Source organism: Sphingobium agri (assembly GCF_023051225.1).
GTDB lineage: Bacteria > Pseudomonadota > Alphaproteobacteria > Sphingomonadales > Sphingomonadaceae > Sphingobium > Sphingobium agri.
Map to the genome: position 1 here is coordinate 1,029,920 of NZ_JALKHS010000006.1, position 13,142 is coordinate 1,043,061.

Consider the following 13,142-nt stretch of genomic DNA (forward strand, 5'->3'; position numbering starts at 1 on the left):
GCTATGGTCAGCCACGGGGGATCTCGATCACCGCCATGGTGCCCTGTCCCGGCTCTGATACCAGTTCCAGGCTGCCGCCATGCGCTTCCGCCAGTTGCTTGGCGAGCGGGAGGCCGATACCGGCCTTTTCGCCGCTCCGCGCCTGTTCAGCACGAGCCGCCGCATCGAAGATCGTGGCGCGGCGTTTTGCGCTGATGCCGGGGCCATTGTCGGACACCACCAACCGCGCTGAGGCGGGGCTCCCGTCGCCGTGCAGCAAGACGCGGGCTCCCCGGCCGCTGTAGCAAACCGCGTTTTCGAGCAAATGGTCAAGCGCCTGGCCGATCCGGCGGCTATCGCCTTCCACCTGTCCCAGCGTTTCATGCAGGGAGACGGCAAGGTCGATGCCCTTCGCGATTGCCTCGCCCTTGATGCGGGCGACGCTTTCCTCTGCCAAGGCGGCGAGGTCGACAGGCGCGCGATCGATCGGCAGCGTCCCGGCTTCCCCCTGCGTCAGGTCGAGCACATTGTCGATCAGCATGGCGAGGCGATTGGTGCTCTGGAGGATGCCATCGACATACTCCTTGGCAGCATCGCTGATGTCCCCGGCATAGCCCGCGCTCATCATCTCGGCGAAGCCCGCGATGGTGGTGAGCGGCGTGCGCAATTCGTAGCTCATATTGGTGACGAATGCCGTCTTGACCCGATCAGCCTGCTCAAGCGCTTCGTTGCGGTCACGCAGCACCTGTTCGACCCGGCGGCTATCGGTGACGTCCAGCATCGTGAAGAGCGCATTGCCGTCCGGCAGCGGGATGGCGGCAAATTCGAAGATGCGGCCGTCCGCGAAACCGACATGGCCGACGCGCTGCTTGCGCTCCACGGTCGCCGCGCGGACCAGTTCACGGACGAGATTGGCCTGCTGTGGCTTGGCGAGGCGGGATTGAACGGCACGGAGAAGCTCGTCGATGCGCGGGTGCTGCGCCAGCAGATCTTCGGAAATGTCCCAGATCGAGCGGAAGCGGCTGTTCCAAAGCGACAAGCGGCCATCGGAAGAGAAAACGCCGATGGATTCGAAGAGATTGTCGAAGGTCGCCGTCCGGACGCGGAGCAGCGTGTCGCGGGCGCTGGAGAGCTGCACCTGCTCCGTCCGATCCTCGAAGATCAGGAGCAAGCCGCCGTCAGGCAATGGTTGCGCATAAACGCGCAAATGCGTACCATCGGCGAGCAGCCAATTTTCCTCGCGCGGATCGGGCGAGAGGAACCAGTCACGCCGTTCCGCGCGCCAGGCGGGAAAGTCGCGATGCTCCGGCAGACGGCGGGCCTCGCGCATGCGGTCAAGCACCCGTTCGAACACCGGATGGTCGGCCAGATGTTCCTGATCAAGGCCGAATAGGCTCATGAACGGCTGGTTCCAGAAGCCCAGCGTCCGATCCGGGCCGAAACGCGCAACGCCAGCGGACAGGCGGTCGAGCAGGTCGCGCTGAGCCGCCTCAAGGCGGCGATGTTCGAGGCGGGCTTGCTCAAGCTCGTTCTGGTCTATGGCAAAACCGGCCACACCCGCGTCGCCGAGCGGAACGTCGACCACCCGCATCGTGCGGCGCTCGCCATCTATGGTTGCAGGGACCATGCGCTCGACGGTGCGATCTTCGGCGAGTGCCTGTTCCGCAGCCCCCTCGGGACTGAGGCCGCCGATCGCTTCCACCAGTTCGGTGCCTTGCGCGATGACATCGGCGGCGCTCGGGCCGTCCACCGCGCGGACATAGGCTGCGTTGACGAGGCTGAGGCGCATGTCAGGCGTGCGATGCCACATCGGGAATGGCGCGGCCTCCACCAAGCCGGCGAGCGCCTCCAGGGCGTCGCGCAACTGTTCGACCTTGCTCGTCAGCGCCTGGATTTCCGACTGGCTGTCGGTTGCGTCGAATATCCAGAGCACGACGCCGCCGCTTTCGGCTAGCACCGGGCCCGCAGGCGCCCCGCGAACAAGTAAGAGCCGGGATGAACCCTCACCCCGCACCGCGAGGGAAAAGCTCCGCCCCGCCCGCTGCGCTGCCGCTATTTCCTGGGCGAGAGCCGATGCGTCATCCGGCTCCAAACCCCCATCGGGCGCAGTCAACTCGGATACGAAGGCGGGAACGCGATCCTTGCCGAGCCATTTGGCGAGCCGGTCGGCGGCCTCTATCCGGCCATCGGCATGAATGATGACCGGCGCGGCCGGAGCCGAGGCGAGCAAGCTGGACAGGCGGTCATATTTGCCCTGGACCTGCGTGCCTTCACGCCGCATGCGCTGGCCGGTCGACAAGGCCCAGACGGCGGCAGCCAACCATACGGCCAGAACGATCCCCAAGATGACCGCGGCAAAGGGGGTCAATGACGTCATTGCGCCTGCTCACCCCTCATCACGACCCGCGCCCCTTCTGCATGATTATCCGGGGATTAACGCAAGTGGACGGCAGCGTGAAGCAGGGAGTTGGAAGAAATGCACGGCTGCTTGCAAGCGGCCCATTCCCTCGTCATTCCATTAGGTCCCAGCTTCCGCTGGGATGACGATGTGCTAAATATTCAAAAAAGGGGGAGACTTTCGCCTCCCCCTTTTCGATTTCTTAGTAGCGGTAGTGATCCGGCTTGAACGGGCCTTCCGGCGTAACGCCGATATAGGCCGCCTGCTTGGGCGTCAGCTTGGACAGCTTTACGCCCAGCTTCTCCAGGTGCAGAGCCGCGACCTTCTCGTCCAGATGCTTGGGCAGCACATAGACTTCATTCTTATACTGGTCCGACTTGGTCCACAGTTCGATCTGCGCCAGCACCTGGTTGGTGAAGGAGGAGGACATGACGAAGCTGGGATGACCCGTTGCGCAGCCAAGGTTCACCAAGCGGCCCTTGGCAAGGACGATAATCTTCTTGCCATCGGGGAACTCGACCTCATCGACCTGCGGCTTGATCTCGGTCCACTTCATGTTGCTGAGGCCAGCGATTTCGATCTCGCTGTCGAAATGGCCGATGTTGGACACGATCGCCATATTCTTCATCGCGCGCATGTGATCGACGGTGATGACGGCTTCGTTGCCGGTCGCGGTCACGAAGATGTCGGCGCGCGGAGCGGCCTCTTCCATCGTCACCACTTCATAGCCTTCCATCGCGGCCTGCAGCGCGCAGATCGGATCGATTTCGGTCACCAGCACGCGAGCCCCACCATTGCGGAGCGACGCGGCCGATCCCTTGCCGACGTCACCGAAGCCGGCGACGCAGGCGACCTTGCCTGCCAGCATGACGTCGGTGGCGCGACGGATGGCGTCGACCAGCGATTCCTTGCAGCCGTAGAGATTGTCGAACTTCGACTTGGTGACGCTGTCGTTGACGTTGATCGCCGGGAAGGGAAGCTTACCCTTCTTGGCCAGCTCGTAAAGGCGGTGGACCCCGGTGGTGGTCTCTTCCGACACGCCCTTAATCGCGGCGACGGTCTTGGTGAGGTAGCCCGGACGTTCGGCCAGGAAGCGCTTCAGCGTCGCGACGAAGATTTCTTCTTCCTCGTTGCCCGGCGTGAACAGTTCTTCCCCAGCTTCAACGCGCGCCCCCCACAGGGCGAACATGGTGGCGTCGCCGCCATCGTCCAGGATCATGTTGCAGGTCGTGTCACCCCAATCGAAGATGCGGATGACATAGTCCCAATATTCCTCAAGCGTTTCGCCCTTCACGGCGAAGACGGGAATGCCGCGCGCGGCGATGGCGGCGGCGGCATGGTCCTGCGTCGAGAAGATGTTGCACGAGGCCCAGCGGATTTCGGCGCCGAGGTCAGCCAGCGTCTCGATTAGCACGGCGGTCTGGATCGTCATGTGCAGCGACCCGGTGATGCGCGCGCCCTTCAGCGGCTTGGCCGCGCCGAACTCGTCGCGCAGCGCCATGAGGCCGGGCATTTCGGTTTCGGCGATCTCGATTTCCTTGCGGCCGAACGCGGCAAGGTTGATGTCGGCGATCACATAGTCCTGCGCCTGGGTGGCGGGTGCTGTGGCCACGAGTGTCTCCATCGGTTTAGAATGTGCCGGAGCCGCTCGCATGACGAGACGGCGGCGATGGCCTGCGCTTTACCAATCGCCGCCACTGATGGCAACTCAATATAAAGTTTTCTTTATGTCACTCTTCGCCGCTGCGAGAGGCAACCGCGACCCTCGTCTCGAAGTCGTCGGCGGATTGCTCCGCTTCCTGGCCGGCGATCGCCATGACGACATCGCAGCGCGCGCCCGAAAGATGCGGCGTAGTACCGGCAGCATCCGACAGCTCAAGCAGCGCCGCGCGAGTGGCGGGGAGCGCATTGGCCGCATCGGTGATCGACTGAAGGTCGCGACAGGCGAGCCCTTCCGCTCCAGCGCCATAGACATTGGCAAGACTGGTCACATAATTGTCGTAGGCCCCAAGCGCGCCAATCGGTCCAGCAACGGAACGGAAATGTTCGCGAAGCTCATCATTGACCTGCGTCAGCGCGTCACGCTTTTCCCTGATGAAGCGATTATAGTCAGCCAGGAAGTTGCTGCCGGTGGAGCGGCAACGCAGTGCCGACACCATCAGCATCATTTCGAAATCCCGGATCTGCGCCGCCTCTACCGCAACCTTCTTCCAGCAAGGCGCGGCGCTGGCGGGCGCGAGCGGCATCGCTGCGGCAATCACTGCCGCGACAAACTTCTTCATGACTTGAACCCCCGAGCAAATTCCCGAGGATGAAGGTGCGCCTGCGCGCTTGCCGCATTGTAAATGAAGGCAGTTACCGGGAATTTACCTGGAACTGTTCAGTTTCGATGCAGAAACAAGCCCCGTTCCGCGCCATCGTTTCGCAGCTGAACCGGAAAAATATTCCTGGGATCTTTAGGCGTGCTCAGGCCGAACCAGCGCCGCTTACCAGATGAGACGCATCGACTCCGGCTGCGGCATAGGCGGCCGCCCATTTCTTCTCAGCCGGAACGTCAAACAATATGTCCGCGCTGCAGGTTGCCGGAAACCAGCTTTCGCCGGTCATTTCCTGGTCCAGCTGCCCGGCGCCCCATCCCGCATAGCCAAGCGCGACGATATAACGGCTGGGACCGGTCCCTTCGGCGATCGCCTTCAATATCTCGAGCGATCCGGAGAGCCCCCAGTCGGCACCTACCTCGACCATGTCATGCCCCTTCCAGTCCAGGGAATGCAGAACAAATCCACGGCGCGGCTCGACCGGCCCGCCTCTTAGCACCGGCATGTCGGGGACATTGGCAGGGTCGATGTCGAAGCTTTCGAGAAGCTCATGCAGGCCCACCCCCTCGATCTCATCGCCGACCGCGATGCCTAGGGCGCCATTTTCATCATGGACGCAAATGGCGATCACCGAATGATCGAAGCGCATGTCTTCCATACCCGGCAGAGCGAGCAGGAACTGGCCGGCATAGGAGCGAAGCTGATCCATGAGATGAATATACGCTGCCCGCCAGCTTTTCCAATGGCAGGCTGTCGCTCATCGGGGGCGATGCGGCACGTTGGGAGCCTTGACACAGGACCTGCAAGCGCCGACCTCCCGCTCCATCAACGGCAGGAGACAGGATATGACCATCGCTAAAGGGGATCGCATCCCCGCCACCACCTTTGCCAAGATGACGGAAAATGGGCCCGAGCAGGTGTCTTCCGACGAATTTTTCAAAGGCCGGACGGTAGCACTCTTCTCCGTTCCGGGCGCCTTCACGCCGACCTGCTCGGCCAAGCATCTGCCCGGCTTTGTGGAAAAGGCAGATGCGCTGAAGCAAAAGGGCGTGGACGAGATCGCCTGCACCGCCGTCAATGATGCGTTCGTCATGGGCGCTTGGGGCAAGTCAGCAGGAGCCGAGGATAAGGTGACCATGCTGGCGGATGGCAATGGCGACTTCGTCAAGGCAGCGGGCCTGACGATGGACGGCAGCAAGTTCGGCATGGGTACGCGGGGCCAACGCTTTTCCATGATCGTCAAGGATGGCGTGGTGACGGAACTGAATGTCGAGGCGCCCGGCGAGTTCAAGCTTTCCTCGGCCGATCATCTGCTGGAGCAGCTTTGACCTTGGCTGCCGCGCGACGATGATCTGGTCGCGCGGCAGCCCGCCTTCCCACCGTCACATTAGTGCGGTAGCAAGGTTCGATGACGAAAAGCATCGGCAGCGCAGCGGTCGCGCAACTCGACCGAATCTATCAGAGCTCGATCGGCAACCTGCGCGACGCCATGCAGGCCTATGCCCGCGATGGCAGCGTGCCTCCGCCCGAAGCAAAAACCGACCGGCGTTTCTGCTATCCCGAACTGCGCATCACCCATCATGCCGAAACCGATGCGCCGCCGCCCGGGCGGTCCTTTGCCCGCCTGTCCAAGCCCGGCCTCTACGTCACGACAGTAACCCGGCCGGAGATGTTCGGCGATTATCTGGCCGAGCAGATCGACCTGCTGGTGCGCGACTATGGGGTCGAGGTGGAGACCGCTCTCAGCCATCAACTGATCCCATTCCCCTATGTGCTGGATGGGCTGGACATCAGCGCCCTGGACGGGACGCCTCCGACGGAACTGGCGCGGCACTTCCCCGCCACTGAACTGGCGGAGATCGGGGATGAGATTGCCGATGGCCTGTTCACCCCGGACGCGATGGGGCAAAGGCCGCTAGCGCTGTTCGATGGGCTGCGCACCGATTTCTCGCTCGCGCGGCTCAAACATTATACCGGAACGCCACCGGAGCATATCCAACGCTACATTCTGTTCACCAATTATCACCGCTATGTCGATGAGTTCGTGGCATGGGCCTGCGCCGAGCTTCAGCGGGACGGCACGCCCTATACTGCGCTCTCTGGCGCGGGCGGGGTTTATGTAACGCGGGAGACCGCCGATCCCGCGCGGATGATTGCGGACAGTGCCTGGCGCAAGCATCAGATGCCCGCCTATCACCTGATCGCGCCCAATCGCAGCGGCATCACGCTGGTCAATATCGGCGTCGGCCCGGCAAATGCGAAGACGATCTGCGACCATCTGGCAGTGCTGCGGCCGGAAGCCTGGTTGATGATCGGCCATTGCGGCGGACTGCGCCCCAGCCAGCGGATCGGCGACTATGTCCTCGCCCATGCCTATCTGCGCGACGACAAGGTGCTGGACGAGATGCTGCCGCCGGAAATTCCGGTGCCAGCGATCGCCGAGGTTCAGGTCGCCCTGGCCAGGTCCGCAGAAGCCGTGCTCGGCGGCAGTGGCGGCGAGGATTTCAAGCGCAGGCTGCGGACCGGAACCGTGGTGACTACGGACGACCGAAACTGGGAACTGCGCTATTCCAGCTCGGCGCTGCGCTTCAGCCTGTCGCGCGCAGTGGGGATCGACATGGAGTCCGCGACCATCGCGGCTCAGGGCTATCGCTTCCGTGTTCCTTACGGAACATTGCTCTGCGTGTCGGACAAGCCGATCCACGGCGAGTTGAAGTTGCCGGGCCAGGCGAACCGCTTCTATGAGGAAGCGATCGCCGGGCATTTAAGGATCGGCCTGATGACGTGCGAACTGCTGCGGCAGGAAGGGCCCAAACTGCACAGCCGCAAGTTGCGGGCGTTCAACGAGCCGCCATTCCGGTGATCGGTTGGCGGTCGGTCAGGAGGTCAGGAACTCCTCCATTGCCTGTCCCAGTTCCTTCTTCGTGACCGCAGCCATGTGATTGCCCGGTATCTCGACGTAACGAGCGTTAGGAAGCGTATCGACGAGTTCCTGTGCAATGCCGTTATCCTGATCATCGACGCCGCAGATGACTTCGGTGGGCTGCGTAAAGGTCGCGATCGTCTCGGCCGACGTGTCCACGAAGGTGTTCAGGATATGCAGCAACGCGACTGGATCGCCCTTCGTCGTCTTCAGGAAGGCTTCGGTCATCCATTCGGACGTGCCGCGCTCGAACGTGCCGAGATTGGTGAGAACATTGCGATAATAGCCGCCCTTGTCGAGCGTGTTGACCAGTCCACGCAGGCCCATGCCGGCAAGGATCACCCGGCGCGGGGTCGCGCCTCGCGCCAGCATCCGCACCGTGGTCCGCGCGCCGAGCGAATAGCCGCCTAGATCATAATCAGTGAGGCCAAGCTGGTCGATGACAGCCAGATTGTCCTCCGTCAGGGCATCTGGCGGATAGGCGGCAGGATCATGTGGTTTGCCGCTTTCGCCATGCCCGCGCAGGTCCGGCATGATCAATCGGAAACCCGCCTCCACAAGCCGCGCGGCATGGCCGTAACGCACCCAGTTGGTCCAAGCGTTGGAGAAATAGCCGTGGATGAGGACAAGATCGCGCCCCTCCCCGGCAATATGCACGGCGATGGGAAGACCGCCGAGCCCTTCGACTTCCACTTTCTTCAGTTCAAGGTCGGTCATCATCATTCTCTTGCTGTGTGGCGATGCTCGATATGGACTTGGCGTCGCCTTGTCGATGCCGGCGCAGGCTCAATATCATCAGCGCGATGAATGCTCCTGCCTGAGCGGCAGCCATATCCTTTTGCGGATCCCAGACGTCGCCTTGCTGGCCGTTATACCAGTCAGCCGTTTCTCCTTCGGCCACCAGCGTCAGCAGCCATTCGAAGCTTTCGTAAAGCGCACTGATGAAGCCGATGGTGACGAAACTGAAAGCGAGGCTCCAGCCAACAGCCATGCCGCCCTGTCGCCTTGCAATCTGTGCCAATGGATAGGTGAGCAGCAGCCCGAAGGCGAAATGGACAAGCCGGTCATAGCCATTACGCCGCCACCCGAATGTACTCGAAAGATCATGGCCGGTCAGGCCAAGCGCCCAATCGTCATAAGGCACATAGGAATAGATGTAGCGCCCGCCCAATGTGTGCAGGAGCAGGAACAGGAAAATGCAGGCGACTGCCCCGTTCGTCATCGGCCAGCGACGCAAGAGCCATGGCGCGGCGAGCGCAAGGGCCATGGTCGGGCCATGCTGTAATGGTGCGAGTTCGGGAAATGGCTGATTGATCTGGGCGGCGGCGACGGCGCCGACCAGCAGCAGGATCATCCGGCGCTGCGCTATCGGAAGGCTTTTCCAAATAGCGGCAGCGCCGGACGTCATCAGTTGGCCTCAGCCCTTCTTCAGGTGACGGCGGCCCAGTAGTTCGGCGATCTGAACGGCGTTGAGCGCTGCACCCTTGCGCAGATTGTCGCTTACGCACCAGAGCGAGAGGCCATTGTCGATGGTCGAGTCCTCGCGAACGCGGCTGACGAAGGTCGCATAGTCACCCACGCACTCGACCGGCGTGACGTATCCGCCATCCTCCCGCTTGTCGACGAGCATCACGCCAGGCGCTTCCCGCAGGATGTCCTGTGCTTCCTTGGCCGAAATCTCGTTTTCGAACTCGATGTTCAGCGCTTCGGAATGGCCGACGAACACGGGCACGCGCACGCAGGTCGCCGTGACTTTCACCTTGGGATCGAGGATCTTCTTGGTTTCCGCGACCATCTTCCACTCTTCCTTGGTGGAGCCATCCTCCAGGAAAACGTCGATGTGCGGGATCACGTTGAAGGCGATCTGCTTGGTGAACTTCTTGGGCTCGGCCGGATCGCCGACGAAGATGTTGCGCGACTGTTCGAACAGCTCGTCCATGCCTTCCTTGCCCGCGCCTGATACGGACTGGTAGGTCGCGACGACCACGCGCTTGATCTTCGCGGCGTCGTGCAGGGGCTTGAGCGCAACGACCATCTGCGCGGTCGAGCAGTTCGGGTTCGCGATGATGTTCTTCTTCGTATAGCCGTCGATGGCGTCCGGGTTCACTTCGGGCACGATCAACGGCACGTCCGGGTCCATGCGGTAGAGCGAGCTATTGTCGATCACCACGCAGCCAGCGGCTGCCGCCTTGGGCGCATATTCAGCCGTCGGGCCAGAGCCCGCGGCGAACAGGGCGATGTCCCAGCCGGTGAAATCGAAATGCTGGATATTCTGGCATTTGAGCGTCTTGCCGGTGTCACCGAAATCGATTTCGGTGCCCTGCGACCGAGACGATGCGACCGCCGCGATCTCGTCAATCGGGAACTCGCGCTCGGCGAGAATGGTCAGCATTTCGCGGCCCACATTGCCCGTGGCACCAACGACGACGACCTTGTAACCCATGACTAAAGACTCCGCTCCATGCAAAATTGCGCAAGGGCGCGCCATAGCGTTGTCCCGCCAATTGTCCAGCATGAAGGAGCTTTGGGCGCCGATAGCCTTTATTTGTCCGGCTGCGGTTCTTCAGGTGCGGTTCCATTGCGGCGGAGGAAATCCTCGATCGTGCGCCACAGGTGGACGCTGATGCCGGGGCCACCGACGCGATGCGTCTGGCCGGGATAGACCATCATCTCGAAGGGGATAGCGGCGCTCTGCATCCGGGCCATCAAGGCGGTGGCGTTGTCGAACACGACATTGTCGTCCGACATGCCATGGATCAGCAACATCGGGTCCTTGATCCTGATGGCATCCTCGACCGCTCCTGATGCCGGATAGGCGCTTGGCCGGTCCTGCGGCTTGCCCAGGTAGCGCTCGGTATAATGGGTGTCGTAAAGCTCCCAGCGGGTCACAGGTGCACCCGCAATTGCAGCCGAGAAGAGCCCGGGCGCCTTTTCTAAAAGCTTGACCGACAAATAGCCGCCATAGGACCAGCCATAGGTAGCGATCCGCTTCGGATCGACATAGGGCTGCGCTTTCAGCCATTCGACGCCCTTCAGCTGGTCGTCGATCTCCACCGTCCCCATGGCGCGGTACAGCTGATCCTCGAACGCCTTGCCGCGCTCCGGCGTCCCTCGGTTATCGATCGCGAAGACGATCCAGCCACGGTCCACCAGATATTGGTAGATGGGCGATCCCCATTGATTGGTGACGACCCGCCCCGCTCCCGGTCCACCATAGTGAAGCATGAATACAGGGTATCGCTTGCCCGGCTCCAGCGGTGGCGTCATGATCCGGGTGTGGAGGGTTGACCCGTCCGCCGCCTTGATCGTGCCAAAACGCGTCTTCGCATGACTGGCGAGGTAAGGGGCGTAGGGGTGATCCCCTGTCAGGACATTCTCGGACAGCCAGCGGATCTGCTTGCCATTGCTGTCGGCAAGATAGACCTGTTTGGGCTGGTCCGTGTTGCTGCGGGAGATGACAAGATGCGTCGCGCCGCCGTCCATCACCGCATCGTTCCACCAGCCATCGCCGGTCAACTGCCGCAACGCGCCTTTGCCTGACAGGGAAGCGGCGTAAAGCTGCTGCTCCAAAGGCGTTTCGCGATTACCGGTAAAATAGACGGCGCCTTGCCGCTCATCCACCGCGACCACGTCTCGCACTTCCCAGGCACCGCTGGTGAGGGCTGCCCACTTACCGCCGCGGACATGATAGAGATGACCATGCCCGCTTTTCTCCGACCACCACAGGACGCTACCGTCGCTCAGCGGCCTGAAATTGTTGCTTAGGTCGATCCAACTTTTCGCGCGTTCGGTGAGGACGATCCTCGATTTGCCCGTCGCTGGATCGACCGCCAGCAGATCGAGCCGCTTCTGGTCACGGCTCTGCCGCTGGACATAGAGTGTCCGGCCGTCTTTCGACCAATCGACCCGTGCGAGATAGATGTCGCTGTCGTCGCCCAGGTCGACCTTCACTTGCCCACGGCCATCCGGCCGCATGACATAGAGATCGACCAGCGCATTGGGCGTGCCTGCCGCAGGATAGCGTTGCTGATAGACCTTCGTGCCCTCGCCACCGATCGCCGTCCGGGTGACGATGCCGACCGGGCCTTCATCCACGCGCGCGACCGCTATCAACTGATCGTCCGGCGACCACCAATAGCCGGTCCTCCGATCCATTTCCTCCTGTGCCACGAACTCGGCCACACCCCAGCTGACCGTTCCGCTGGCGCCCTGCGTCACCTGCCGTTCCTGCCCGCCGATCGGCTGGACGAACAGGTTGCCGTCCCGCACGAAGGAGACGAAGCCCCCCTTGGGACTGACGACGCCGTTCAGTTCACTGGCCGGACTGTTGGTGAGACGTGTGACCTGGCCATCGAGCGACGCGAGGTAAAGGTCGCCATCAACCGGGACGAGGATGCTCTTGCCATCGGGAGCCCAGTCATAGCTCGCGATCCCGGTGCTGCCAGCGATGGAGCGGTCCCGCTCGCGCTGCATCTTTTCCGCTTCGGAAAGCTCCGCGCCGCTGCCGGTCTTCCTTGAATCCACCAGCATGCGCTCCGCCCCGGTCGCGCTGTCAATGGCCCAGAGGTCCAGCCGTTCCTTCTCGTCCGTGCGAGGCTTGAGTAGAGTGACAAGCTTGCCATCCGGGGAGAGCTTCAATGCTCGCGGCTGAGAGCCGGAAAGGTCTGGATTTGCGAAGACACGCTCCAGCGTCAGTTGCCGTTTTGCCGACGCCGGAACCGCAGCGCTTGCAAGCAATACCAAAACGGCTGCGCTGCCCTTCAACAAAGAGGACATCCTTATCCTTTCGCCTCGGCCAAGGCGGCCGAATATACCGCCGCGAGTTAACGCGGAGCGGACGAAAAGATCAATGTAGGGACATAATATTTCTCACCATGACCTAGGTAGATCATGGTGGGCGCGACAGGGATTGAACCTGTGACCCCACCCGTGTGAAGGGTGTGCTCTACCGCTGAGCTACGCGCCCCTGATAAGGAGGATGCGGCCATTGGCATCGGCCAACGCTCCTGTCAAGACAGCCATCGCAGAGAGGCGCAAATTGCGCATATTGCCTTTTCGGCATCAGATTTTAGTAGCTGGAACAATAAAGGGAGCGACTATCGATGCGTCAGACCATTGCCCTCATGATCACAGGGCTCCTTCTCACCTCATTGGCGGCATGCAACACGGTCAAGGGCGTTGGCCGCGACATTGAATCGGTCGGCCGGGCCGGTGAAAGGGCGATGTAGGACCAGGCGGCCTTCCCTTGCCGAAGATTATTGAAGGACGCGGCCCACCATGGCCGCGCTTCTTTCCAGCTTGACGCCGTCGCAATCCGGCTCGCCACAATCGCAAGCTGCGATGGTGTAGCGCACGCCGCACATCACCAGAATGTCATGGTCGAACATATAGTTGGAAATCCCCGCTCGTTCGACCTTCTCCCGCGCTCTGGCCTTTAGAGACATGCGAAATTTCCTTCCATTCACCGTCCGGACATGATCTTTGCGGCTCTGCACAAAGTCAATTGAACGGGATTGGTTCCTGA

At 61.9% G+C, this 13,142-nt stretch carries 12 protein-coding genes and 1 tRNA gene; 3 read left to right on the plus strand and 10 right to left on the minus strand.

Annotated features, from left to right (window positions below; translation table 11 throughout):
* Nucleotides 1-7: 7 nt before the first annotated feature.
* The 4 genes from MU848_RS08415 to MU848_RS08430 all read right to left on the minus strand — a co-directional run bounded on the left by MU848_RS08415 (nt 8) and on the right by MU848_RS08430 (nt 5,404).
* The gene (locus MU848_RS08415) at nt 8-2,356 is read right to left on the minus strand and encodes a PAS domain-containing sensor histidine kinase (protein WP_247231171.1); all 2,349 of its coding nucleotides are present in this window, start codon (nt 2,354-2,356) and stop codon (nt 8-10) included.
* Nucleotides 2,357-2,579: 223 nt separating this feature from the next.
* On the minus strand, nt 2,580-3,989 hold the full coding sequence (ahcY, locus tag MU848_RS08420) for an adenosylhomocysteinase (protein WP_247231172.1): 1,410 nt from the start codon (nt 3,987-3,989) through the stop codon (nt 2,580-2,582).
* 118 nt (nt 3,990-4,107) lie between these two features.
* The gene (locus MU848_RS08425; protein WP_247231173.1) at nt 4,108-4,659 is read right to left on the minus strand and encodes a hypothetical protein; all 552 of its coding nucleotides are present in this window, start codon (nt 4,657-4,659) and stop codon (nt 4,108-4,110) included.
* Between the two features lie 184 nt (nt 4,660-4,843).
* The gene (locus MU848_RS08430) at nt 4,844-5,404 is read right to left on the minus strand and encodes a YqgE/AlgH family protein (RefSeq protein WP_097091537.1); all 561 of its coding nucleotides are present in this window, start codon (nt 5,402-5,404) and stop codon (nt 4,844-4,846) included.
* Nucleotides 5,405-5,540: 136 nt separating this feature from the next.
* Here MU848_RS08430 and MU848_RS08435 point away from each other — a divergent pair, with 136 nt between their 5' ends.
* Together MU848_RS08435 and MU848_RS08440 are read left to right on the plus strand one after the other, a co-directional pair.
* The gene (locus MU848_RS08435) at nt 5,541-6,023 is read left to right on the plus strand and encodes a peroxiredoxin (RefSeq protein ID WP_247231174.1); all 483 of its coding nucleotides are present in this window, start codon (nt 5,541-5,543) and stop codon (nt 6,021-6,023) included.
* Between the two features lie 80 nt (nt 6,024-6,103).
* Nucleotides 6,104-7,558 (plus strand): AMP nucleosidase, encoded by a 1,455-nt coding sequence (locus tag MU848_RS08440; RefSeq protein WP_247231175.1) that lies wholly within the window; start codon nt 6,104-6,106, stop codon nt 7,556-7,558.
* 15 nt (nt 7,559-7,573) lie between these two features.
* Here MU848_RS08440 and MU848_RS08445 read toward each other — a convergent pair whose 3' ends face one another.
* From MU848_RS08445 to MU848_RS08465, 5 genes are all read right to left on the minus strand, one after another.
* Nucleotides 7,574-8,335 carry an alpha/beta fold hydrolase gene (locus MU848_RS08445; RefSeq protein WP_247231176.1) on the minus strand — a complete coding sequence of 254 codons (762 nt, stop codon included), beginning with the start codon at nt 8,333-8,335 and terminating at the stop codon, nt 7,574-7,576.
* Entirely contained in the window at nt 8,322-9,026 is a 705-nt protein-coding gene (locus MU848_RS08450) for a DUF2238 domain-containing protein (RefSeq protein ID WP_247231177.1), read from the minus strand. Before MU848_RS08450 ends, MU848_RS08445 begins: the two co-directional genes overlap by 14 nt.
* Before the next feature lie 9 nt (nt 9,027-9,035).
* Nucleotides 9,036-10,061: an aspartate-semialdehyde dehydrogenase gene (locus tag MU848_RS08455; protein WP_247231178.1), complete on the minus strand. Its 1,026-nt coding sequence runs from the start codon at nt 10,059-10,061 to the stop codon at nt 9,036-9,038.
* A gap of 98 nt (nt 10,062-10,159) precedes the next feature.
* On the minus strand, nt 10,160-12,394 hold the full coding sequence (locus MU848_RS08460) for a S9 family peptidase (protein WP_247231179.1): 2,235 nt from the start codon (nt 12,392-12,394) through the stop codon (nt 10,160-10,162).
* 115 nt (nt 12,395-12,509) lie between these two features.
* Nucleotides 12,510-12,584 (minus strand) — tRNA-Val (locus tag MU848_RS08465).
* A gap of 136 nt (nt 12,585-12,720) precedes the next feature.
* Between MU848_RS08465 and MU848_RS08470 the strand changes: the two genes are divergently transcribed.
* Entirely contained in the window at nt 12,721-12,846 is a 126-nt protein-coding gene (locus MU848_RS08470; RefSeq protein ID WP_097091531.1) for an entericidin A/B family lipoprotein, read from the plus strand.
* Between the two features lie 27 nt (nt 12,847-12,873).
* Here the strand turns inward: MU848_RS08470 and MU848_RS08475 are convergent, their stop codons facing one another.
* Nucleotides 12,874-13,062 carry a hypothetical protein gene (locus MU848_RS08475; RefSeq protein WP_097091530.1) on the minus strand — a complete coding sequence of 63 codons (189 nt, stop codon included), beginning with the start codon at nt 13,060-13,062 and terminating at the stop codon, nt 12,874-12,876.
* Between the last annotated feature and the right edge of the window lie 80 nt (nt 13,063-13,142).

Bases quoted from the DNA above. Each gene is read 5' to 3' on its own strand.
- MU848_RS08415 (WP_247231171.1), bottom strand. From the start codon at position 2,356: ATGACGTCATTGACCCCCTTTGCCGCGGTCATCTTGGGGATCGTTCTG.
- MU848_RS08425 (WP_247231173.1), bottom strand. From the start codon at position 4,659: ATGAAGAAGTTTGTCGCGGCAGTGATTGCCGCAGCGATGCCGCTCGCG.
- MU848_RS08430 (WP_097091537.1), bottom strand. From the start codon at position 5,404: ATGGATCAGCTTCGCTCCTATGCCGGCCAGTTCCTGCTCGCTCTGCCG.
- MU848_RS08435 (WP_247231174.1), top strand. From the start codon at position 5,541: ATGACCATCGCTAAAGGGGATCGCATCCCCGCCACCACCTTTGCCAAG.
- MU848_RS08440 (WP_247231175.1), top strand. From the start codon at position 6,104: ATGACGAAAAGCATCGGCAGCGCAGCGGTCGCGCAACTCGACCGAATC.
- MU848_RS08445 (WP_247231176.1), bottom strand. From the start codon at position 8,335: ATGACCGACCTTGAACTGAAGAAAGTGGAAGTCGAAGGGCTCGGCGGT.
- MU848_RS08450 (WP_247231177.1), bottom strand. From the start codon at position 9,026: ATGACGTCCGGCGCTGCCGCTATTTGGAAAAGCCTTCCGATAGCGCAG.
- MU848_RS08455 (WP_247231178.1), bottom strand. From the start codon at position 10,061: ATGGGTTACAAGGTCGTCGTCGTTGGTGCCACGGGCAATGTGGGCCGC.
- MU848_RS08460 (WP_247231179.1), bottom strand. From the start codon at position 12,394: ATGTCCTCTTTGTTGAAGGGCAGCGCAGCCGTTTTGGTATTGCTTGCA.
- MU848_RS08470 (WP_097091531.1), top strand. From the start codon at position 12,721: ATGCGTCAGACCATTGCCCTCATGATCACAGGGCTCCTTCTCACCTCA.
- MU848_RS08475 (WP_097091530.1), bottom strand. From the start codon at position 13,062: ATGTCTCTAAAGGCCAGAGCGCGGGAGAAGGTCGAACGAGCGGGGATT.